The 23,016-nt window shown below is 58.8% G+C and carries 16 protein-coding genes; 15 read left to right on the forward strand and 1 reads right to left on the reverse strand.

What is annotated here, in order from left to right:
• Nucleotides 1-20: 20 nt before the first annotated feature.
• Nucleotides 21-3,965, reverse strand: a complete 3,945-nt coding sequence (gene putA, locus PZBJ_RS20645) for a trifunctional transcriptional regulator/proline dehydrogenase/L-glutamate gamma-semialdehyde dehydrogenase (RefSeq protein WP_101764050.1) — start codon at nucleotides 3,963-3,965, stop codon at nucleotides 21-23.
• Nucleotides 3,966-4,414: 449 nt separating this feature from the next.
• Here putA and putP point away from each other — a divergent pair, with 449 nt between their 5' ends.
• The 15 genes from putP to PZBJ_RS20720 all read left to right on the forward strand — a co-directional run.
• Complete coding sequence (putP, locus tag PZBJ_RS20650; protein WP_101764051.1) at nucleotides 4,415-5,899, forward strand: sodium/proline symporter PutP; 1,485 nt, start codon at nucleotides 4,415-4,417, stop codon at nucleotides 5,897-5,899.
• 208 nt (nucleotides 5,900-6,107) lie between these two features.
• Complete coding sequence (gene efeU, locus PZBJ_RS20655; RefSeq protein ID WP_101764052.1) at nucleotides 6,108-6,941, forward strand: iron uptake transporter permease EfeU; 834 nt, start codon at nucleotides 6,108-6,110, stop codon at nucleotides 6,939-6,941.
• A gap of 54 nt (nucleotides 6,942-6,995) precedes the next feature.
• Nucleotides 6,996-8,111, forward strand: a complete 1,116-nt coding sequence (gene efeO, locus PZBJ_RS20660; protein WP_101764053.1) for an iron uptake system protein EfeO — start codon at nucleotides 6,996-6,998, stop codon at nucleotides 8,109-8,111.
• A 2-nt stretch (nucleotides 8,112-8,113) separates the two neighbouring features.
• Entirely contained in the window at nucleotides 8,114-9,391 is a 1,278-nt protein-coding gene (efeB, locus tag PZBJ_RS20665) for an iron uptake transporter deferrochelatase/peroxidase subunit (RefSeq protein WP_101764054.1), read from the forward strand.
• Between the two features lie 297 nt (nucleotides 9,392-9,688).
• Nucleotides 9,689-9,892, forward strand: a complete 204-nt coding sequence (locus PZBJ_RS20670; protein WP_101764055.1) for a hypothetical protein — start codon at nucleotides 9,689-9,691, stop codon at nucleotides 9,890-9,892.
• A gap of 72 nt (nucleotides 9,893-9,964) precedes the next feature.
• Nucleotides 9,965-10,753 (forward strand): phosphate starvation-inducible protein PhoH, encoded by a 789-nt coding sequence (gene phoH, locus PZBJ_RS20675; RefSeq protein ID WP_101764056.1) that lies wholly within the window; start codon nucleotides 9,965-9,967, stop codon nucleotides 10,751-10,753.
• Nucleotides 10,754-11,122: 369 nt separating this feature from the next.
• Nucleotides 11,123-11,620: a type VI secretion system contractile sheath small subunit gene (tssB, locus tag PZBJ_RS20680; RefSeq protein ID WP_101764057.1), complete on the forward strand. Its 498-nt coding sequence runs from the start codon at nucleotides 11,123-11,125 to the stop codon at nucleotides 11,618-11,620.
• Between the two features lie 29 nt (nucleotides 11,621-11,649).
• On the forward strand, nucleotides 11,650-13,197 hold the full coding sequence (tssC, locus tag PZBJ_RS20685; RefSeq protein WP_101764058.1) for a type VI secretion system contractile sheath large subunit: 1,548 nt from the start codon (nucleotides 11,650-11,652) through the stop codon (nucleotides 13,195-13,197).
• 14 nt (nucleotides 13,198-13,211) lie between these two features.
• On the forward strand, nucleotides 13,212-14,552 hold the full coding sequence (gene tssK, locus PZBJ_RS20690) for a type VI secretion system baseplate subunit TssK (RefSeq protein WP_101764059.1): 1,341 nt from the start codon (nucleotides 13,212-13,214) through the stop codon (nucleotides 14,550-14,552).
• Nucleotides 14,549-15,223, forward strand: a complete 675-nt coding sequence (gene tssL / locus PZBJ_RS20695) for a type VI secretion system protein TssL, short form (protein WP_101764060.1) — start codon at nucleotides 14,549-14,551, stop codon at nucleotides 15,221-15,223. The genes tssK and tssL overlap by 4 nt, the downstream gene beginning before the upstream one ends.
• Nucleotides 15,220-16,911, forward strand: coding sequence for an OmpA family protein (locus PZBJ_RS20700; RefSeq protein ID WP_101764061.1), 1,692 nt, complete (start codon nucleotides 15,220-15,222; stop codon nucleotides 16,909-16,911). The genes tssL and PZBJ_RS20700 overlap by 4 nt, the downstream gene beginning before the upstream one ends.
• A 4-nt stretch (nucleotides 16,912-16,915) precedes the next feature.
• Nucleotides 16,916-17,407 (forward strand): type VI secretion system effector Hcp, encoded by a 492-nt coding sequence (gene hcp / locus PZBJ_RS20705; RefSeq protein ID WP_064741351.1) that lies wholly within the window; start codon nucleotides 16,916-16,918, stop codon nucleotides 17,405-17,407.
• Between the two features lie 284 nt (nucleotides 17,408-17,691).
• Complete coding sequence (tssH, locus tag PZBJ_RS20710; protein WP_101764062.1) at nucleotides 17,692-20,292, forward strand: type VI secretion system ATPase TssH; 2,601 nt, start codon at nucleotides 17,692-17,694, stop codon at nucleotides 20,290-20,292.
• Nucleotides 20,293-20,327: 35 nt separating this feature from the next.
• On the forward strand, nucleotides 20,328-20,765 hold the full coding sequence (yiaA, locus tag PZBJ_RS20715; protein ID WP_101764063.1) for an inner membrane protein YiaA: 438 nt from the start codon (nucleotides 20,328-20,330) through the stop codon (nucleotides 20,763-20,765).
• A gap of 79 nt (nucleotides 20,766-20,844) precedes the next feature.
• A partial coding sequence (locus PZBJ_RS20720) for a type VI secretion system Vgr family protein (RefSeq protein WP_101764064.1) occupies nucleotides 20,845-23,016 on the forward strand: 2,172 nt, incomplete at its 3' end.

The raw sequence follows: 23,016 nt of genomic DNA on the forward strand, positions 1-23,016 counted from the left end.
GGCGCACTTTATTGCGCGTCTTAACCGATGGTCATCAAACTCGCATTACCGCCCGCAGCGGCGGTATTGACGCTGAGTGAACGCTCAATGAGCAAACGCTCCAGCAGCAGATTGGTTTCGCCGCGCGCGAAGCCCTGCACCGAGACAATCGCGCCATCGCGTGCCGCGACCTGCTCACACAGGCTGCGCAGCTGATCGGCATCACCGTGATAAATCACCGCATCAAACTCCGCCGCCAGCGCATCCTTCACCAGCTTGACGTGCGCTTGCACTGCAGCAGGCAAAGACGTACGCAGCGCACGATGCAGCTCATCATCCTGCCAGATGGCCTGACTGCCGACGCTGGTTACCGCCGCCAGTTGCGTCAGCGCGTCTTCTGCGTTATCGGCGATGCACAGCACATGTTCGCGCGGCAGCAGGGTGAAGGTATTGCGCTCGCCGGTTGGGCCCGGAAGCAGACGCACCGTACCGGCCTGCGCCAGCTCGTCGTAACGCTGACACAGCGCCAGCAGCTCAGGCTTATCCTGCGCCCACTGCTGCAATGCCTGATGCGCACGCATCAGCTCGGCACGCACCGTGCTATCCACCGGGCGCTCGGCATCCTGACGATCAAAGGTGATACGCAGCGCGCCATCTGGACGGTTGGCCAGCAGGCGATAGAGATAGAGCGGACCACCGGCTTTTGGACCGGTGCCCGACAAGCCTTCGCCGCCGAACGGCTGCACGCCGACGACCGCACCCACCATATTGCGGTTTACATACAGGTTGCCGACTTTAGCGCTCGCCGTAACCTGCGCGATGGTTTCATCGATGCGCGTATGCACGCCGAGCGTCAGGCCGTAACCCGACGCGTTAATCTGCTCCACCAGCTGCGGCAAGTTATTGCGCGAGAAACGCACCACGTGCAGCACCGGTCCAAACACCTCTTTATCCAGATCGCTTACCTGATCCAGCTCGATCAGCGTCGGCTTGATAAAGGTGCCGCTGTTCCACTCTTTGCTGTCCTGTGGATTCTCCTGCGCCGCCTGATAGACGGTGAAGCCCTTGTTGCGCAGCGCCTGAATGTGACGTTCGATGTTGGCTTTCGCTTCGGCATCGATTACCGGACCAATGTCGGTCGAGAGACGTTCCGGGTTGCCCATGCGGCACTCGGCCATTGCACCACGCAGCATTTTCAGCGTGTGATCGGCCACATCGTCCTGCACGCACAGCAGACGCAGCGCCGAGCAGCGTTGCCCGGCACTATCAAAGGCCGAAGCCACGATATCCACCACCACCTGTTCGGTTAGCGCTGAGGAATCCACGATCATCGAGTTCATGCCGCCGGTTTCGGCAATCAGCGGCGTCGGACGACCCTGAGGATCGAGACGACCGGCCAGATTACGCTGCAGCAATGTCGCCACCGCAGTTGAACCGGTAAACATCACACCGCGCACGCGCTCGTCGCCGGTCAGTTGCGCACCCACGGTTTCGCCCTGACCCGGCAGCAGTTGCAACACGCCAGCCGGTACGCCGGCATCCAGCAGGATGTGCACCGCCTGCGCGGCAATCAGCGGCGTTTGCTCCGCCGGTTTGGCCAGCACGCTGTTACCCGCCGCCAGCGCTGCGGCAACTTGTCCGGTAAAGATCGCCAGCGGGAAGTTCCACGGGCTAATGCACACCACCGGACCAAGCGGACGATGGGTTTCGTTATCGAAATCGTCGCGCACCATGCCCGCGTAGTAGTAGAGGAAATCAACCGCTTCACGCACTTCGGCGATGGCGTTGTTGTAGGTTTTACCGGCTTCACGCACCAGCAGGCCAATCAGCTGCTGCATCTGGCCTTCCATTGCTTCGGCGGCACGCTCCAGAATCGCGGCACGCTCCTGCGGTGGCGTCGCGAACCAGATTGGACCGGCATTGACTGCCGCATCCAGTGCAGCCGAGACTTCGGCTTCGGTAGCTTCACGCACGCTGCCCACCACATCTGTTGGTGCAGAAGGGTTAAGCACCGGGCGGCTGACGCCTTCGCCCAATTCACCTTCTACCAGCGGCTGGGCGATCCACGGCTGGCTGGCGCTGTTGAGCAGGGCACTGGAGAGCGACGCCAGACGATGTTCGTTGGCCATATCCAGACCGGCGGAGTTAGCGCGTTTGGCGCCATACAGATCGCGCGGCAGCGGGATTTTCGGATGCGGTAAACCAATCGCGCCTTCCGCAATGCCCATTTTCTCCACGGCGGCAACCGGATCGGCGACCAGCTCATCCAGCGGCAAGGTGTTATCAGCGATGCGGTTAACGAAGGAGGTATTGGCACCGTTCTCCAGCAGACGACGCACCAGATACGCCAGCAGCGTTTCGTGGGTACCGACCGGCGCATAAATGCGACACGGTCGGTTCAGTTTGCCATCGGCCACTTTACCGACAACCTGCTCATACAGCGGTTCACCCATGCCGTGCAGGCACTGGAATTCGTACTGGCCTGGATAATAGTTATTGCCCGCCAGCTGGTAGATCGCCGCCAGCGTGTGCGCGTTGTGGGTAGCAAACTGCGGATAGATCAGGTTCGGCACCGCCAGCAGTTTGCGCGCGCACGCCAGATAAGAGATATCGGTGTACACCTTGCGGGTATAGACCGGATAGCCTTCCAGACCTTCGATCTGCGCGCGTTTGATTTCGCTGTCCCAATACGCGCCTTTCACCAGGCGAATCATCAGACGGCGACGGCTGCGCTGCGCCAAATCAATCAGCGAATCAATCACGAACGGACAGCGCTTCTGATACGCCTGAATCACAAAACCGATGCCGTTCCAGCCTTCCAGCTCCGGTTCAAAACAGAGTTTTTCCAGCAAATCGAGCGACAGCTCAAGGCGATCGGCTTCTTCCGCATCGATGTTAATACCGATGTCATACGTGCGCGCCAGCAGCGTCAGGGATTTGAGGATCGGGTAGAGTTCGTCCATCACGCGCTCATACTGCGCGCGGCTGTAGCGCGGATGCAGCGCTGACAGTTTGATGGAGATGCCCGGACCTTCATAAATACCGCGACCGTTCGACGCCTTGCCGATGGCGTGAATCGCCTGCTGATAAGAAACCAAATAGGCTTTGGCATCGCTGGCGGTCAGCGCCGCTTCGCCCAGCATGTCGTATGAGTAACGGAACCCTTTCTCTTCCAGTTTGCGCGCATTGGCCAGCGCTTCGGCGATGGTTTCACCCGTAACAAACTGCTCGCCCATTAGGCGCATCGCCATGTCCACGCCTTTACGGATCAGCGGTTCGCCGCTTTTACCGATGATGCGATTGAGCGAGCGCGACAGATTAGCCTCGTTATGGGTAGAGACCAGACGGCCGGTAAACAGCAAGCCCCAGGTGGCGGCGTTAACAAACATCGACGGGCTGCGGCCAAGATGCGATTGCCAGTTGCCATTGCTGATTTTGTCGCGGATTAACGCATCACGCGTCGGCTTATCCGGAATACGCAGTAGCGCTTCCGCCAGACACATCAGCGCCACGCCTTCCTGCGAGGAGAGTGAGAACTCCTGCAGCAAGCTTTGCACCATGCCGGCGCGGCCGGTTGCACCTTTCTGGTGCCGCAATTTATCGGCAAGGCTGTAAGCCAGCTGATGGGTTTTCTCGGCCAGCGGGGCAGGGAGACGAGCTTGTTCCAGCAGCATTGGCACCGCATCCGTTTCCGGACGACGCCATGCAGCGGTGATCGCTGAGCGGCTGACTGACTGCGGTAAAATATGTTCGGCGAAGTCGAGGAAAGGCTGCAGCGCCTCGTCGGGCACGCTTTCATCACCGGCGGCATCAATCAGCAACTGCGGGATTTCAGGCACGGATTCACCGGCTTCCAGCTGCTCCAGATAGTTAAAAATGGCCTGCTTGATCAGCCAGTGTGATGTGCGGTCAAGCTTCTGCGCCGCCAGTTTAATGCGATCGCGGGTGGCTTCATCCAGCTTCACCCCCATGGTAGTCGTTCCCATGATGTCCTCGTCCTCGAAAAGTAGTGATTCAACGCTTGCGTGGCAGCAATATCACCTATGTTGCAACTTTGTGCAACCAGGTTAAATGTGACCTCGGTTGCACGCTTTGAACCGCCTAAAGTGTTAAATCGATAAATGCGGCATGAAAATTGCTGCAAGAAACTCGCCAATGTTGCAACCGCCAGCAACAAGACGGTTCCTGAACCCGATGAGGTGCAACTCAAACTGTGAGCAGGCGCAACCTGCTGGCATTAAAAAAGCGAAGGAAGGTGAAACCGGTGTAACAGCTGTGTTAAATGCATTGTGCGCGCCGACCCTTTGCGGCAGGATACCGCGCCTTAAGAGAAATCGCTTTCTCTGGATGCGGTGAAACCAGGCTGCTGTCCCGTTCCGACAGCGCTGATCAAAAAGATTTCTCTTGATGGATCAAATAATAAGTGGAGAGACTCATGAGTGTAAGTACACCGATGTTGGTGACCTTTGTAGTGTATATCCTTGGGATGGTGCTAATTGGTTTCATCGCCTGGCGATCAACCAAAAGCTTCGACGACTATATTCTCGGCGGGCGCAGTTTAGGGAGCGTCGTGACCGCGCTCTCTGCGGGTGCTTCCGATATGAGCGGCTGGTTATTAATGGGCCTGCCGGGCGCCATCTTCCTGTCCGGGATCTCCGAAAGTTGGATCGCCATCGGCCTGATTATCGGCGCCTGGCTGAACTGGCGCATTGTGGCGGGCCGTCTGCGTGTGCAGACCGAGCATCACGATAATGCGTTAACCCTGCCAGACTTCTTCTCCAGCCGCTTCGAAGATAACAGCAAACTGCTGCGCGTTATCTCGGCGGTGGTGATTCTGATCTTCTTCACTATCTATTGTGCGTCTGGCGTGGTTGCCGGTGCGCGTCTGTTTGAAAGTACCTTTGGTATGGATTACCAGACCGCGCTGTGGGCCGGTGCGGCCGCCACCATCCTCTACACGCTGGTGGGCGGTTTCCTCGCGGTGAGCTGGACCGATACCGTGCAGGCCAGCCTGATGATTTTTGCGCTGATTCTGACGCCAATTATCGTGATTGTCGCCGTCGGCGGCCTGGATGATTCACTGGCGGTGATCAGGGCGAAGAGCCTCGAAAACCTCGATATGCTGAAAGGGCTGAACTTTGTCGCGGTGATTTCGCTGCTCGGTTGGGGACTTGGCTACTTTGGGCAGCCGCATATTCTGGCGCGCTTTATGGCGGCCGATTCGCATCACACCATCCGCAGCGCGCGTCGTATCGGTATGATCTGGATGATCCTGTGCCTGGGTGGCGCGGTGGCGGTGGGCTTCTTTGGTATCGCCTACTTCGAGAACCATCCCGATCAGGCGGCGGGCGTAAGCCAGAACGGCGAGCGTATCTTTATCGAACTGGCGCGTATTCTGTTCAATCCGTGGATTGCCGGTATCTTGCTCTCAGCGATTCTCGCCGCGGTGATGTCGACCTTAAGCTGCCAGCTGCTGGTGTGCTCCAGCGCCCTGACCGAGGATCTCTATAAAGGCTTCCTGCGTAAAAACGCCAGCCAGAAAGAGCTGGTGTGGGTAGGGCGCTTGATGGTGCTGGTGATTGCCTTGATTGCTATCGCGTTGGCTGCCAACCCGGAAAACCGCGTGTTAGGTCTGGTGAGCTATGCGTGGGCAGGTTTCGGTGCCGCCTTTGGTCCGGTGGTGCTGTTCGGCGTGTGCTGGAAACGCATGACGCGCAACGGCGCGTTGGCCGGTATGGTGATCGGCGCGCTAACCGTACTGCTGTGGAAAGATTATGGCTACGCCGAGCTGTATGAAATCATCCCAGGCTTCGCGTTCGCCAGTATCGCGATTGTGGTATTTAGCTTGCTGGGTCGCGGCCCATCAGAAGCGGCACAGCAGCGCTTTGCTGCCGCCGAAGCCCAATACCACAGCAAGTAACCTCTATCGCCATTGATGGCGACGTGTTTGATGAACCCCCGGGTGCGCAGGAGTGCGCACCCTCTAAAACCCGCTCCCCCATCCGCAAAACAAAATTAATTTCCTGCAGTGACTTGTATTTCTCTCTTCAGTAATGATAATCACTATCGTTCGCACTTTACGTTTTTTTACCTAAGGTTTACCCTTCTTAAAATTCAAGAGGTTGGTGATGTTCGTTCCCTTTCTCATTATGCTGCGTGAAGGTCTGGAAGCAGCGCTCATCGTCAGCCTGATTGCCAGCTATCTCAAACGCACTCAGCGTACGCAATGGTTTCCCGCCATGTGGGCCGGCGTATTTATCGCTGCCGCGCTCTGCTTAGCGTTGGGCATCTTTATTAATGAAACTACCGGTGAGTTTCCTCAGAAACAGCAGGAGCTGTTCGAAGGCATTGTCGCGGTGATTGCCGTGGTGATCCTGACGTCGATGGTGTTCTGGATGCGCAAAGTTTCGCGCAATATCAAAGCCACGCTGGAAAAATCGGTCGATCAGGCGTTGCAGAAGCAGGGCAGCAGCGGCTTCCCGCTGGTGCTGATGGTGTTTCTGGCGGTAGCGCGTGAAGGGCTGGAGTCGGTGTTCTTCCTGCTGGCCGCGTTCACGCAAGATGTGGGTTATGCGCCGCCGCTCGGCGCGGTGCTCGGCCTCGCAACCGCCGTGGCGCTGGGCTTTTTGCTCTATTACGGCGGCATCCGCCTGAACCTGGCGCACTTTTTCCGCTGGACCAGTTTGTTCATTCTGTTTGTCGCAGCGGGTTTGTCCGCCGGCGCCATTCGCGCCTTCCATGAGGCCGGTTTGTGGAATCACTTCCAGGATGTGGCGTTTGATATGAGCAACACGCTCTCAACGCACTCGGTGTTCGGCACGCTTTTGGAAGGGATTTTAGGTTACCAGGAAACGCCAAGCGTCAGCGAAGTGGCGGTGTGGCTTGCCTATCTCATCCCGGCGCTGCTGCTGTTTTTCTTCCCGGCCCGGCCTGCAGTCAACGCGGCACGTACCACACGCTGAAATTTAATCAGGCGCGATTGCGCGCCTGTTCTTCCATGTAACAGGGATATCACTATGACGATTCGCTTCCGCCGCAAGGCGCTGTTGGTTGCTATGCTGGCGCTTTCCGGTGCGGCTACTGCTGCCGTCCCGCAAGTCACGGTCACCGTGACGGACAAACAATGTGAGCCGATGTCGCTCAACGTGCAGGCCGGTAAAACCCAGTTCATCATCAAAAACAACAGCCAGAAAGCGCTGGAGTGGGAGATCCTGAAAGGGGTGATGGTGGTGGAAGAGCGTGAAAACATCGCGCCTGGCTTCAGCCAGAAACTCACCGCCAATCTGGAGGCGGGCGAATATGACATGACCTGCGGCCTGCTCAGCAACCCGAAAGGCAAGCTGGTGGTGAGCGGCGATGCGAAGAAAGCGGCAAACGGTAAACCGGATGTGCTGGAGCTGGTTGGCCCGATCGCCGACTACAAAGTCTACGTGATGAATGAAGTGGAAGAGCTGGTAGCGGGCACCAAAGCGTTTACCGATGCGGTGAAAGCCGGCGACATCGAGAAAGCCAAAGCGCTGTTCGCACCCACGCGCGTGCATTATGAGCGTATTGAACCTATTGCGGAGCTGTTCTCCGATCTGGATGGCAGCATTGATGCGCGTGAAGATGACTTCGAGAAGAAAAATGAAGATCCGAAATTCACCGGTTTCCACCGCCTGGAAAAAATCCTGTTCGCCGATAACACCACCAAAGGTGCCGAAGAGTTCGCCAGCAAGCTAAATCAGGATGTGCTCGATCTGCAAACCCGCATCAGCGAACTGGCGTTCCCACCGGCGAAGGTGGTTGGCGGCGCAGCCGGTCTGATTGAAGAAGTGGCCTCCAGCAAGATCTCTGGTGAAGAGGATCGTTACAGCCGTACCGATCTCTCCGACTTCCAGGCCAACATCGATGGCGCGCAGAAAATCGTTGAACTGCTGCGTCCGCTGCTGCAGAAAAACAACCCGCAGCTGCTGGCGAAAGTGGATGCTAACTTCAGGAAAGTCGACGGCATTCTCAGCAAATATCGCACCAAAGATGGCTTTGAATCGTACGAAAAACTGACCACCGCTGACCGTAACGCGCTGAAAGGCCCGATTACCACGCTGGCGGAAGATCTCTCACTGCTGCGTGGAACCTTGGGTCTCGACTGATCATGAGTGATAAAAATGACGCGGCGCAGCCGTCGCGTCGTCGATTATTGCAGGGATTAGGCATGTTGGGTGGCGCAGCCGCCCTCGGCGGCGGTTGTCCGTTTCATACCGCAGCCGCCGATAGCTTCTCTCCCGGCACGGTTGCACCCAACTTGCGCCAACAGGCGCAACCTTTTTACGGCGCCCATCAGGCCGGTATCGTCACGCCGCAGCAGGCATCCATGATGCTGGTGGCGTTTGATGTGCTGGCGAGCGACAAAGCCGAGCTTGAACGTCTGTTCCGCTTGCTAACCGATCGCTTCGCTTTTCTCACGCAAGGTGGACCGGCGCCGGCGGTCACCAATCCGCAGCTGCCGCCGATGGATTCGGGGATTCTCGGTGCCGATATCGCGCCCGACAATCTCACCATGACGTTATCGGTCGGCACCTCGCTGTTTGATGAGCGCTTCGGCTTAAGCAAACACAAGCCTACACAGCTGCAAACCATGACGCGTTTTCCCAACGATTCGCTGGATGCGGAACAGTGCCATGGCGACCTGCTGCTCCAGATTTGCGCTAACACCCAAGATACGGTGATCCACGCGCTGCGCGACATCATTAAACGCACGCCCGATCTGCTGGCGGTGCGCTGGCGTCGCGACGGTTTTATTGCCGACCACGCGGCGCGCAGCAACGGCAAAGAAACGCCGATCAACCTGCTGGGCTTCAAAGATGGTACCGCCAATCCCGATACGCATAATCCGGCATTGATGGATCAACTCTTGTGGGTCACGCACGAACAGCAGGAACCGGCGTGGACGCACGGCGGCAGCTATCAGGCGGTGCGTATCATCCGTTTTCACGTAGAAATGTGGGACCGTACGCCGCTCGGCGAGCAGCAAACCATCTTCGGTCGTGAGAAGTTATCAGGCGCGCCGCTGGGTATGAAAAACGAGCATGACGTACCGGATTACAGCAAAGATCCCGATGGCGATTTTATCGCGCTGGATGCGCATATTCGTCTCGCCAATCCACGCACGCCGGAAACCGACAGCAGCTTGATGCTGCGGCGCGGTTACAGCTATTCCAGCGGTATTACCGGATCGGGCCAGCTGGATATGGGGTTATTGTTTGTTTGCTACCAGCATGATTTAACCAAGGGCTTTATTACCGTACAGCAGCGTCTCAATGGCGAAGCGCTGGAAGAATATATTCGCCCGATTGGCGGCGGATACTTTTTCGCGCTGCCGGGCGTGGCGGATAAAAACCTTTATCTCGGGCAACCTTTATTGCAGGCCTGATTAATAAATGTGCAGCGCCTGCGATGGTTATCGCTTCGCAGGCGCATTTGTTAAGTATTCCTTAAACTTTACGCTGGAAGTAATCACTTCCGAATGTTCTTAAAAAGTTTTGTTACCCGTTAATTAATCATCTATATGATAAATATGACAAATTTAATTTAAGGTAAAAGACCTTAGGCTTCGCTTATCTTTTTTTCTTTACCGGGACGTAAAAATAATGTTGCAAACCACCGTAAATATGATGCACTTTATTCATAAGCGTTGTCAGTTGTGTGGCTAAGCCACTGGAGTTCGCGCATGATTCGTCTCTCTTTGGGACAGTTAAATAGTTTCACCACACGCAGTCCACTGCGGGGGATTTCTTCCCTCCAACGTAACCTCGCTACTTTTCAAACATCGCTCTTGTTCAATCTCATTTTCTTTACCGGTGCGCACCTGCGTCTCGGCGCTGATGCACACCATTCTCACTGGCTCGACACGGCTTACAAGGAAGCCAACTAAACCTCTAAAGCGTTCAAGTCATCGCCGCGGGTGATCCGCCGCGATAAATGAAACCAACTGTAAGGTGCCACTATGGGAAGACAGAAAGCAGTGATCAAAGCACGTCGTGAAGCAAGACGCGTTATTCGTAGCGACTCTCGCAGTCACCGTCAGCGTGAAGAAGAATCGGTCACTTCGCTGGTGCAAATGGGTGGGTTGGATTCGATTGGTATGGCACGTGATGCACGTGACCGCGGGCCGATTGAAGCCAGAAATGAAGCTCAGGCACACTATCTCCATGCCATAGAAACGAAACAGCTTATTTTCGCCACCGGTGAAGCCGGCTGCGGAAAAACCTGGATTAGCGCAGCCAAAGCGGCTGAGGCCCTGATCAATAAGGATATCGAAAGGATTATCGTAACGCGCCCGGTTCTGCAGGCGGATGAAGATCTCGGTTTCCTCCCCGGAGATATTTCCGAGAAATTCGCGCCTTATTTCCGACCGGTCTATGACGTTCTGGTTAAACGTCTCGGCGCTTCCTTTATGCAATACTGCCTGCGGCCCGAAATTGCCAAGGTAGAGATCGCGCCCTTCGCCTACATGCGTGGACGTACCTTTGAAAATGCGGTGGTGATCCTTGATGAGGCACAAAACGTCACCGCTGCACAGATGAAGATGTTCCTGACTCGCCTGGGGGAAAACGTGACGGTTATCGTCAACGGCGATATTACCCAGTGCGACCTGCCATCCCACGCCAGGTCTGGCCTTGCCGATGCGTTAGCGCGCTTCGAAGAGGATGAGATGATCGGCGTGGTGCGTTTCGGCAAAGAGGATTGCGTCCGTTCAGCGCTGTGCCAACGCACGCTGCACGCTTACAGTTAACCGTTTGATTGAGAATGTAGCTTAAGTAAAACCCGGCGCGCGCCGGGTTTTTTTATTGTGTCCCCCCTCGGCTCGACACCATCCCCCTGCGGTAACAATTAGCGCCATTGTATTATTGATACCTGTAAAAGTATTTTTGGTGATAAATGGCACTTCCGGTCAAAAATAATTTTAAGAACAATCCTAGTCACTTTATCAGGGTTCATCAGGGGCTTAACTCAAGTCATAAGAAATTTCCTATATAAATCAGACCGCAAAGATCATCTCGCTTTATTGCCTTCCTAAAATTCCAGCTATATATTCGCGCGGTAACACACAGGGAAAGTGTGCCTACGCGTGCTTTCCGCGCCATTTTTACAAGGAGTAAACATGAGCAACTCTTACCAGAATGAAATCCCTAAAGCCCGTATCAACCTCAAGCTAGACCTGCACACCGGTGGAGCGGCGAAGAAAACCGAGCTCCCTCTCAAGCTGCTGGTGACCGGCGATTTCAGTAACGGCGCGGAAGACCGCCCGCTGTCTGAACGCGAAAAAATCAACGTCAACAAAAACAACTTCAACAGCGTGCTGGCCGATATCGCGCCAGCGGTGTCATTTGCCGTGCCGAACACCCTGGCCGGTGACGGCAGCGAAGAGAACGTTCAGCTTAACTTCCGCGACATGAAGGACTTCGAACCGGAGCAGGTTGCCCGCCAAATCCCTCAGCTGCGCGCCATGCTGGCGATGCGCAATCTGCTGCGCGACCTCAAATCCAACCTGCTGGATAACGTCACCTTCCGCAAAGAGCTGGAAGCCATCCTGAAAGACCCGGCACTCAGCGACGAACTGCGTAGCGAGCTGTCTGCGTTAGCCACCGATCAAGCCTGATCATCCCCGTAACGGACTATAGAGAGAGAATGCTGATGTCAGTTCAGAATGAAAGCCGTACCGCCGGTGAAACCACCGTGCTGGATCGCCCCGCTGCGGGCGGCGTCTACGCGTCGCTGTTTGAAAAAATCAACCTCAACCCGGTGTCAGAGCTGAGTGATCTCAACGTCTGGCAGGATAATCAGGCGATGTCTGATGCCACCGCCGACGAGCGCGTGACGGCCGCGATGCAGGTGTTCCTGACGCGTCTGAAAATCAGCGGCGCGAAAGTGGAGAAGCTGGATAAAAATCTGCTGGATCACCACATCGCCGAGCTGGACCGCCAGATCAGCCGCCAGCTCGACGCGGTGATGCACCACGACGAATTCCAGAAAGTGGAATCGGCGTGGCGCGGCCTGAAGTCGCTGGTGGATAAAACTGACTTCCGCCAGAACGTGAAAATTGAAGTGCTCGACGTATCGAAAGACGATCTGCGTCAGGATTTCGAAGACGCGCCGGAAATCATCCAGAGCGGCCTCTATCTGCAAACCTACGTCGCTGAATACGACACGCCGGGCGGCGAGCCGATTGGTGCGGTGATTTCAGCTTACGAGTTCGATGCCTCTGCACAGGACGTGGCGCTGCTGCGCAACCTGTCGAAAGTGGCGGCCTCTGCGCACATGCCGTTTATCGGTTCGGTCGGCCCGCAGTTCTTCCTCAAAGAGTCTATGGAAGAAGTGGCGGCGATCAAAGACATCGGTAACTACTTTGACCGCGCTGAATACATCAAGTGGAAATCGTTCCGCGACACCGATGATTCGCGCTACATCGGCCTGACCATGCCGCGAGTGCTCGGTCGTCTGCCATATGGCCCGGACACCGTGCCGGTGCGCAGCTTCAACTACATCGAAGAAGTGAAAGGCCCGGATCACGACAAATACCTGTGGACCAACGCCTCGTTCGCCTTCGCCGCCAATATGGTTCAGAGCTTCATCAGCAACGGCTGGTGCGTGCAGATTCGTGGCCCGCAGGCCGGCGGTGCGGTGCAGGATCTGCCGATCCATCTCTACGATTTGGGCACCGGCAACCAGGTGAAAATCCCGTCTGAAGTGATGATCCCGGAAACCCGCGAGTTTGAGTTCGCTAACCTCGGCTTTATCCCGCTCTCTTACTACAAGAACCGCGATTACGCCTGCTTCTTCTCGGCAAACTCGACGCAGAAACCGGCGTTGTACGACACCGCCGATGCCACCGCCAACAGCCGCATCAACGCGCGCCTGCCGTACATCTTCCTGCTGTCGCGCATCGCGCACTACCTGAAGCTGATTCAGCGTGAAAACATCGGCACCACCAAAGATCGCCGCCTGCTGGAGCTGGAGCTGAACACCTGGGTGCGCACGCTGGTAACCGAGATGACCGATCCGGGCGACGAGCTGCAATCCTCGCACCCGCTGCGCGATGCGAAAGTGCTGGTGGAAGACATCGAAGACAACCCAGGCTTCTTCCGCGTCAAGCTGTTCGCCATCCCGCACTTCCAGGTGGAAGGCATGGACGTGAACCTGTCGCTGGTGTCGCAGATGCCGAAAGCTAAAGCGTAAGGCGGAACTCAGGGATGAAAACAGAACAACCACTCTGGGGCCGGGGCACGATGATCTCGCCCCAGCACTTTCAGCAGCAGTCCGCCTGGCAGGCGTGGCAAAGTGAATGCATCGCGCGCATGGGGCTTAATCAGCCGTGGGGCGTATTTCAGGTTGAGTTTGAGCCGGAAGCGTTAAAGCGCGGACGTTTGCAACCGCGTCATCTCCATCTGCGCTTCAGTGACGGCACGCTGGTGGATACAAACAACGCCGATCCGCTGCCACCGACGCTGACGCTGGAGGCGGAGCAGAAGGAAGTAACGGTTGTTCTGGCGCTGCCGCAGCTCTATGCCAATGGCTGCAACTGCCTGCAGGAGAGCGACGTGGCAGAGCGCCCGGTACGATTCCGCCAGCGCTGGCGCGATATCCGCAACCTGTTCGGGGATGACTCTCGTCAGATTGCAGTATTGCAGCCTGAACTGACGCTGCGTTATGCACATCAGGACAACAGCGATTGGCTGACTTGTCCGGTGGCGCGTCTGCAGCAGGATGCGCAGGGCGGCTGGACGCTGGACAGCCAGTTCCTGCCACCGCTGCTCACCCTGCAATCCAGCCCGTGGCTGATGACGGCACTTGAACAACTGGTGACGCAGCTGCGCGCACGGCTGGTACGTCTGATGGCGATGCGCCGCGAAAGCAACCAGCGCATGGCGGATTTTGCCGTCGCCGACGTGTCGCTGTTCTGGCTACTCAACGCGCTAAACAGCGCCGAACCACTGCTGGCCGATTTTCAGCGTCATCCGCAAAGCCCGCCGGAACGGCTTTATCCCGAACTGGCGCGCCTGGCGGGCAGTCTGCTGACGTTCTCACTGGAACATCAGGTCAGCGCCATTCCGGCTTACCGCCATGAAAATTTGAATGAGGTGTTCCCACCGCTTTTCAGCCTGCTCGGCACGCTGCTGGAAGCCAGCCTGCCGTCGCGCATGGTGGCAATCGACATGACGCACGACAGCCGTCTGCGTCAGTGGCAGGCGCGCCTCAACGATCCACGCCTGCGCGAGGAAGCCGATTTCTATCTCTCGGTGCGCTCGCCGCTGCCGGTGGCGCAGCTGCAGGAGCAGTTCCCGCGCCAGTGCAAAGTCGGCAGCCCGGATGACGTGACTGCGCTGGTCAACAGCTCGCAACTGGGCATTCCGCTTAAGCCGCTGAGTCACGTACCGGCCGCTATTCCACTGCGCCTGGAGAACCAGTATTTCTCGCTGGATCTGTCGCATCCGGCAGCACGCGCCATGCTCGAAAGCGGCAGCTGCATGTTTTACGTCCCCGGCACGCTGGGTGACCCGGAACTGGAACTCTTCGCGGTGCTGAGATCATGAGTACTGAAGCAAAAACTATCGATATTGATGCGCTGCTGCAAAACACCTGGCTGCAGGTAATCAGCCTGCGCCACGGCCCGCAATTTGCCGATGGCGAAGGGCTGGCACTGTGGCAGCGCTGCGTCAGTGATGCGGAGCGGGTGCAGCTGGCGCTGCGTGACGCGGGCGTCAGCCGCGAGAGCCGCCATGACATTCTGCTGGCGCAGTGCGCGCTGCTGGATGAGGCGGTTAAAGGGCGCGGCGTGCAGGATGATGCCTGCGTGCAGTGGTATCACATGCCGCTACAGGGCCATTTTTTACAGACCATGGATGCAGGCGAAACGCTGTGCGACCGCATGCAGCGGGTGCTGGCGCAGCCGGAAGCCGACGAAATGGTGCTGACCTGTTTTCACCGCGTAATGATGCTGGGCTTTCTCGGTGGTTATACCTCCATTGATGCGCCCGCGCGCCAGCAGTTGGTGAGCGCGCTGACTAAACGCGTACCACCTTTCACGCGTCCGGCGGATGCGCCGTTGTTATCGCTGGCAAGTGGTGGGCTGCGAGCGGGCTGGTTAAGCAGCTGGCCTGCACGTCTTGGCCTGACCGCGCTGCTGCTGGCCGCGCTGTGGTGGGGGCTGAATCACTGGCTCGATCACCTCATCACGACGCTGCTGCCCGGAGTCAAAGGATGACGACGCTGCTTCCACGCCTGCTGGTGCTCTGGATTTGGCTGCTTGCGGCGGTTCTATGCACGCAGTTTCTGAGCTTTACGCGCAGCAGCGATTTCCTCCTGTTGCTGGCGATACTGCTGCTGGCTGGCACGGTAACGTTTAGAGTGCTGCGCCGCCGCAAGCATGTGACGAGTCAGGAATGGACTGATTTGCCCGATGCAGCTTATCGGCAGCCGGTGGTGCTTTGCTGCAATGCAAGTGGTCTGTCGGACGTGGAACCGGTACGCGTGTTGCCGCACGGCTGCTTTATTCACGTTGCCGATAGCAGCGAACTCCAGCACAACGTGCGTGAGTTGTTGCTGCAACGTCCCGACTGGGGCCGCCAGATTTCAATCTGCCTCAATATCAGTCCACAGCAACAGCAGGACAGCGCAGCGCTGGAAAATGCGCTGTTTGCTCTGCGCTGGCAAATTGCGTTACTGCGCCGTGAAACCCGTCAGTCGCTGCCGCTGCTGCTTAACATCGGCGTTGCCGGCGAGATGGCGCAGTGCGCTGCACCACTTTGGCAGGTTCAGCTGGCAGGAAATAGCCCACAAATCTGGCAGGACGACACCTCGCCTCGTGGCACGGCCGAATGGCTGCAGTCGGGTGGCAGCGTGGCGATGCAGCAGCAGGTCCTGCTCAACTCGCTGGATGCGTGGGCGCGTCAGCATGTGCTACGCGTGCTGACAGAGGTGCACAGTGATGTCGCCGCCGTGATACCCGCCGCATATGTGTTGCAGCTGCAACCCGCTACGCCGGTTGCGGGCTATGACTCTCTGTGGTGCGCCTGGTTATGGCAGCACACCACCATCCGCAGCGCCGGAGCCGCAGCGAACATACCCGTCATCCTGCCTGACTTTATCCTTCCGCTGCTTCCAGAAGGCCGTGGCCTGACGCCGGGCATCCGCGCGTTGCGCACGGCGATCACGGCCTTCGCCGTTGCCGCTGTCATCGCACTCTGTGCGGTGGCCTGGAACAACCAGTCGCTAATCCATCGCATCGTATTCGACCTCGAACACTACAACCGCATCGCCATGACCGACTACGCGCCGAAGCTCGCTGCTGTGCAGGTGCTGCGCGAGGACGCGAGTCAGCTCGACAACTATGCGCGTCAGGGCGCGCCGCTGCGCCTGAGTCTGGGGCTTTATCAGGGCGGGCATCTGCATCTGCCGGTACTGCACGCCATTAGTACCTGGATACCGGAACCTAAGCCAAAACCTGCGCCAAAGCCGAAACCGCAACCCACGCTGGTAAGGCTGGACGCGATGTCGCTGTTCGATTCCGGCAAATCCGAGCTGAAAACAGGCTCGACCAAAGTGATGGTGAACGCGCTGGTCAATATCAAAGCGCGCGCGGGCTGGCTGATTGTGGTCGCGGGTTATACCGACGATACCGGCAATCCTGCGCTGAATCAGCGTCTGTCCCTCAAGCGCGCCGAAGCGGTACGCGACTGGATGCGCGACACCGGCGACGTGGATGAAAGTTGCTTTGCGGTGCAGGGCTTCGGTCAGAGCCGTCCGATGGCGACCAACGACACTGCCGAAGGCCGCGCGGCCAACCGGCGCGTTGAAATCAGTCTGGTGCCGCAGGCCGACGCCTGCCAGGCAGCGGACGCAATCCCTCCGTCATCACAGGATGGTGACGGCAATCATGAAGAAAAGGAGTAACAACATGGCAATTCCGGTTTATCTGTGGCTGAAGGACGACGGCGGTGCGGACATCAAGGGCTCGGTGGACGTGCAGGACCGCGAAGGCAGCATCGAAGTGGTGGCACAGCAACATAACCTGTACATCCCGACCGACAACAACACCGGCAAGCTGACCGGCACGCGCATTCACACGCCGTTCCTGTTCACCAAGGAAATCGACTCGTCCAGCCCGTATCTCTACAAGGCGGTCACCACCGGCCAGACGCTGAAGTCTGCCGAGTTCAAATGGTACCGCATCAGCGACGCCGGCCAGGAAGTGGAGTACTTCAACACCAAGCTGGAAAACGTGAAGGTGGTGAAGGTCAATCCGGTGATGCACGACGTTAAGGACCCGTCGAAAGAGAAACACAACCATCTGGAGCAGATTGAGCTGCGCTACGAAAAAATCACCTGGACCTACAAAGACGGCAATATTATTCATTCCGATTCGTGGAACGAACGCGCCACCGCCTGATTACGCGTCATATTTCGCGCCGCTGCTGCGTTGGCTGCGCGCGTTCGCCCCGGTCACATAGTTACCTATGCTCCCGGGGACTCGCGCACTTGCCGCCTTGCCGCGACACGAACTATTTAGCGTAATCGCCCCTCCGCTGGGCTGTTTTTGCAGCCCGGCAGATGATTTATGAATTCATCCATAGCGGGTGAAATCACAAGTCATTTCCCATCTTTCCTGCTGCCTTATGCGCTTCGGTTTACGGCGACGGGCGGTAGCGTGCCACCAGTCAGGAGAATTTTGCTATGGACAGTCAGTCAGCCGCGCTTTTGCGTCGCCTCAACACGTTCTGCGCGCAGGCGCTGGAAGCCGCCGCGTCGCTGTGCCAGACCCGCGCGCACGCTGAAATCCAGCCGGAACACTGGCTGCTCAAGCTGCTGGAGCAGGGCGAGGGCGACATCACGGTGATTGCGCGCCGTTACGAGTGGGATATGGACGCCATCTGGCAGGACTTGCTGGCGTTTCTCGACCGCCAGCCACGCGCGGTGCGAGGGCGTCCGCAGCTTTCTTCTTCGCTGGAAGCGCTGCTGAAGCAGGCGTGGCTAATGGCCTCCGCATCTGATAATTCCCCGCAAATTCGCAGCATCCATCTGCTGATGGCGCTGTCCGAGCAGCCAAAACTTGCACAGTGCGAAGGTCTGTGGCCGCTGCTGAGCCTGCGCATGAGCCAGCTTGAGCGCCTGCAGCCGATGCTCGAAGCACAGTCCGACGAGCGTGCGGAAGCGGAACAACCGGAGATACCAGTCAGCAGCCTGGAACAAACCGCTGCAGGCGAAACCAGAACCCCCTCCACCGAAGCCCTGACCCGTTTCACCCGCGACGTCACCGCCGATGCGCGCAGCGGTAAAATCGACCCGGTCTTTGGCCGCGACAACGAAATCCGTCAGATGGTGGATATCCTGTCGCGTCGCCGCAAGAACAACCCGATTCTGGTCGGCGAGCCGGGCGTGGGCAAAACCGCGCTGGTGGAAGGGCTGGCGCTGCGCATCGCCGAAGGCAACGTGCCGGACAGCCTCAAACCGGTGAGCGTGCACACGCTGGACCTCGGCATGCTGCAGGCGGGCGCGGGCGTTAAAGGCGAGTTCGAGCAGCGCCTGAAAAACATCATCATCGAGGTGCAGGCCGCGCCGAACCCGGTGCTGCTGTTTATCGACGAGGCGCACACCATCATCGGCGCGGGTAATGCAGCGGGCGGCGCGGACGCGGCCAACCTGCTGAAGCCGGCACTGGCGCGCGGCGAACTGCGTACCATCGCGGCCACGACGTGGAGCGAGTACAAGCAGTATTTTGAAAAGGACGCCGCGCTGGAGCGCCGCTTCCAGATGGTGAAGGTGGACGAGCCGGACGACGATACCGCTTGCCTGATGCTGCGCGGCCTCAAGTCGCGCTACGCAGAGCACCACGGCGTGCACATCACCGACGCGGCGGTGCGCGCCGCCGTCACACTGTCGCGCCGCTACCTCACCGGCCGCCAGCTGCCGGACAAGGCGGTTGACCTGCTCGACACCGCCGCCGCGCGCGTGCGCATGAGCCAGGACACGGTACCGGAAGCCATCACCCGCCTGCGTGCGAAGCTCGATGCGCTGAACATCGAGCAGCGCGCCATCCTCGACGACGAAGCGCTGGGCGGCGCGGTGTCGCAGGAGCGACTGGCAGAAATCGCCGGCCTGATTGCGGTAACCGATGAAGAGCTGGAGGCGCTGGAGCAGCGCTACGGCATTGTGCAGTCGCTGATGCAAGAGCTGCTGGAAGGGCGCAAAGACGCCAGCCAGCGCGGCGCCATCGCACAGCTCCAGACCGACCTCGACGCGCTGCAGCCCGGCGAACCGCTGCTCACCGCCGATGTTGACGCGCGCATCGTGGCGGGCGTGATTGCCGACTGGACCGGCGTGCCACTCTCCTCATTAATGAAGGACGAGCAGGCCGAACTGCTGGCGCTGGAAAACCAGCTCGCCACGCGCGTGGTGGGACAGGACGCGGCGCTCAATGCCATCGCCCGGCGCCTGCGCGCCTCGAAAACCGGGCTCACCTCCGAAAACGGTCCGCAGGGCGTGTTCCTGCTGGTCGGCACCAGCGGCACCGGCAAAACCGAAACCGCGCTGGCGCTGGCTGATTTGCTGTACGGCGGTGAGAAATCATTAATCACCATCAACCTCAGCGAATATCAGGAAGCGCACACCGTTTCCCAGCTGAAAGGCTCGCCGCCGGGCTACGTCGGTTACGGCCAGGGCGGCATCCTCACCCAAGCGGTGCGCAAGCGTCCGTATAGCGTGGTGCTGCTCGACGAGGTGGAAAAAGCGCACCGTGACGTGATTAACCTGTTCTATCAGGTATTTGACCGTGGATTTATGCGCGATGGCGAAGGGCGCGAAATCGACTTCCGCAACACCGTGATTCTGATGACCTCGAACCTCGGCAGCGATCAGTTGATGCAGCTGCTGGAAGAAATGCCCGAAGCAGCCGAATCCGACCTTCAGGAGTGCCTGCGCCCGATCCTGCGCGATCACTTCCAGCCCGCGCTGATGGCGCGCTTCCAGACGGTGATTTACCGCCCGCTGGCGCGCGAGGCGATGCGAATCATCGTGGAGATGAAGCTGAAGCAGGTCAGCAAACGGCTGCAACGCCATTACGGCATCCGCACCACCATCGGCGACGGCCTGTACGACATGCTTACAGACGCCTGCCTGCTGCCGGACACCGGCGCGCGCAACGTCGACAGCCTGCTGAATCAGCAAATCCTGCCGGTGCTGAGCCAGATGATTCTGCAGCACCGCGCCAGCGGTACTTTGAGCAACAGCCTGACGCTGGACACTAATGATGAAGGCGAAGTGAGCTTTATCTTCTGAACATGTGACGTTCTTTTTAATAACAAGGAGTGTGTATGAAAACCCAGAATATCCCCGTTTCACCTGCGTTTATTGCGATTTCCTGGATTGCCATGCTCGGCGGCACGCTGGTTTACTTGGCGGGTCTGTGGCGCGCGGAGATGCATCTTAATGAAAAAGGCTATTACTTCGCGGTGCTGATCCTTGGACTGTTCACGGCGGTTTCGCTGCAAAAAACCGTACGCGACCGTCTGGAAGGCATCCCGACCACGCAGCTTTACCACATGGTTTGCCTGCTGGCCTTCACTATTGCCGTGGTGTTGCTGGTTGCTGGGCTGTGGAATGCAACGCTAATGCCAAGCGAAAAAGGTTTTTACGGCGTGTCATTTTTCATGGCGTTATTCGGTGCTGTAGCGGTACAGAAAAACACCCGTGACGGTATGCACAGCGTGACTGAAAACGCTACTGAGGAAAGCCAGGAACCTCAGGCCTGACATTTACCTAATATTCCCGCAGCCGCTTTAGGCGCGAGAGAAAGTTAATGTCAGAACAGCGAATTAAAAGGATTTAATCATGACAGATACGACCATTACCCTGTTCAGCCACAGCCATCACCGGCTGAAGGTCACGGACAGCGCCTCACCGCTTGACGTGTTGAGCTTCGAAGGCACAGAGGCGCTGAGCGCGCCGTTCAGCTGGAAAATTATCTTCACCAGCGTGGATAAAAATATCAACCGCAAAGCGATGCTGATGAAAACCGCGTCACTGGCGTTGCAGCCGTCGCCGCAGAGCCTCGCCGACCTGCTGCGCAAGGCCGAACCGCTGCGCGTGGTGCAGGGCGTGGTGACCGGCTTTGATATGCTCGGCGTGTCCGCCGACGAAGCGCGCTACGCCATCACGCTGCAGCCGCGCCTGGCGCTGCTGGCGCGTACGCGGCAGAACGCCATCTGGCAGGATGCCTCGGTGCCGCAGATTGTCGAATCCATCCTGCGCGACCGCCACGGTATGCGCGGACAGGACTTCGTGTTCAGCCTCAGCCGAGACTATCCGAAGCGCGAGCAGGTGATGCAGTTTGACGAAGACGACCTGCGCTTCGTCTCGCGCCTGCTGGCGGAGGTGGGCATCTGGTTCCGCTTCACCACCGACACGCGCCTCAACATCGACGTGGTGGAGTTTTACGACGGCCCGCAGGGCTATGAAACCGGCCTGACGCTGCCCGCCGTGCCGCCGTCCGGCCTGCACGACAGCGGCGTGGAGTCGGTGTGGGCGATGGAAAGCCGCTTCCGGGTGGTGGAGAAAACCGTCAGCACGCGCGACTACAACTACCGCGACGCCACCGCCGACATGAACGCGCAGGCCGACGTCACCGGCGGCGACGACACCACCTGTGGCGAAGCCTATCACTGGGCGGATAACTACCTGCAGGCGGGCGAGGCGTACAGCGCGAATCCCGCGACGGAAAGCGGCGCGTTCTACGCCCGGCTGCGCCACGAGCGTTACCTCAACGGCCAGACGCGGCTCAGCGCCAAATCCAGCAGCGCGACGCTGATGCCCGGCGTGGTGGTGCGCGCCAGCGGCGGCAACGCGGCGGAAGTGTTCCGCAGCGGCGTGGTTATCACCTCGCTTGTGTGCCGCGCGGCGCGCGACAGCAGCATGGAAACCCTGTTTCAGGGCATCCCGGCAGAAGGCCGCTATAGCTACCGCCCGGAACCGGCACCGCGTCCGGTGATGGCGGGCACCCTGCCGGCGCGCGTCACCAGCACCACCACCAACGACACTTATGGGCATATTGACCGTGATGGACGTTATCGCGTCAGCATGCTGTTTGACCGCGCGGGCTGGGAAAGCGGGCATGAAAGCCTGTGGGTGCGCCAGTCGCGCCCGTTCGCCGGCGACACCTACGGCCTGCACCTGCCGCTGCTGGCGGGCACCGAGGTGGCGATTGGCTTCGAGCACGGCAACCCGGACCGCCCGTACATTGCCGGCGTGCTGCACGACTCCTCCCGCGCGGACCACGTCACCATCCGCAACTACAGGCGTAACGTGCTGCGCACGCCGGCGAACAACAAGCTGCGCCTCGACGACACGCGCGGCCAGGAGCACATCAAGCTCAGCACCGAGTACGGCGGTAAAAGTCAGCTCAACCTCGGTCATCTGGTGGATGGTGAAAGGCTGGCTCGCGGTGAAGGCTTCGAGCTGCGCACCGACAGCTGGGGCGCCATTCGGGCTGGCAAAGGGCTGTTTATCAGCGCCGATGGGCAGGCGGCGGCACAGGGTAAGCAGAAGGACATGCAGGCGGCGCTGTCGCGTCTGTCCGCCGCGCTGATGGAAATGCAGTCGCTGGCGGCCAGCGCGCAGCAGGCACAGGCGCTGGCGGCGGACGTGGCGCGTCAGCAGGCGCTGCTGCAGAAAAAGATGGAAGACATGCAGCAGGAAGTGCTGCTGGGCAGCGCGCCGCAGGGCGTGGCGCTGGTGAGCGGCGGGGATATGCAGCTGTCGGCGCAGGATAACCTGACGCTGACCGCCGGAAAGCAGATGGACCTCGGCGCGCAGAAGGACTTCACCGTGGCGGCAGGCAAACAAATCAGCCTGTACAGCCGCGAGGGCGCGAAGCTGTTTACTTCCCGGGGCGATATCGACGTGCAGGCGCAGGGCGGAAACGTGACGACCTGGTCAACGCAGGACACTCATATTTCGAGCGGCAGGAAGCTGGTCGTGACGGCGCAGGATGAGCTGACGCTGATT

Origin of the sequence: Pantoea endophytica (genome assembly GCF_002858935.1) — a bacterium.
Classification (GTDB): domain Bacteria; phylum Pseudomonadota; class Gammaproteobacteria; order Enterobacterales; family Enterobacteriaceae; genus Pantoea; species Pantoea leporis.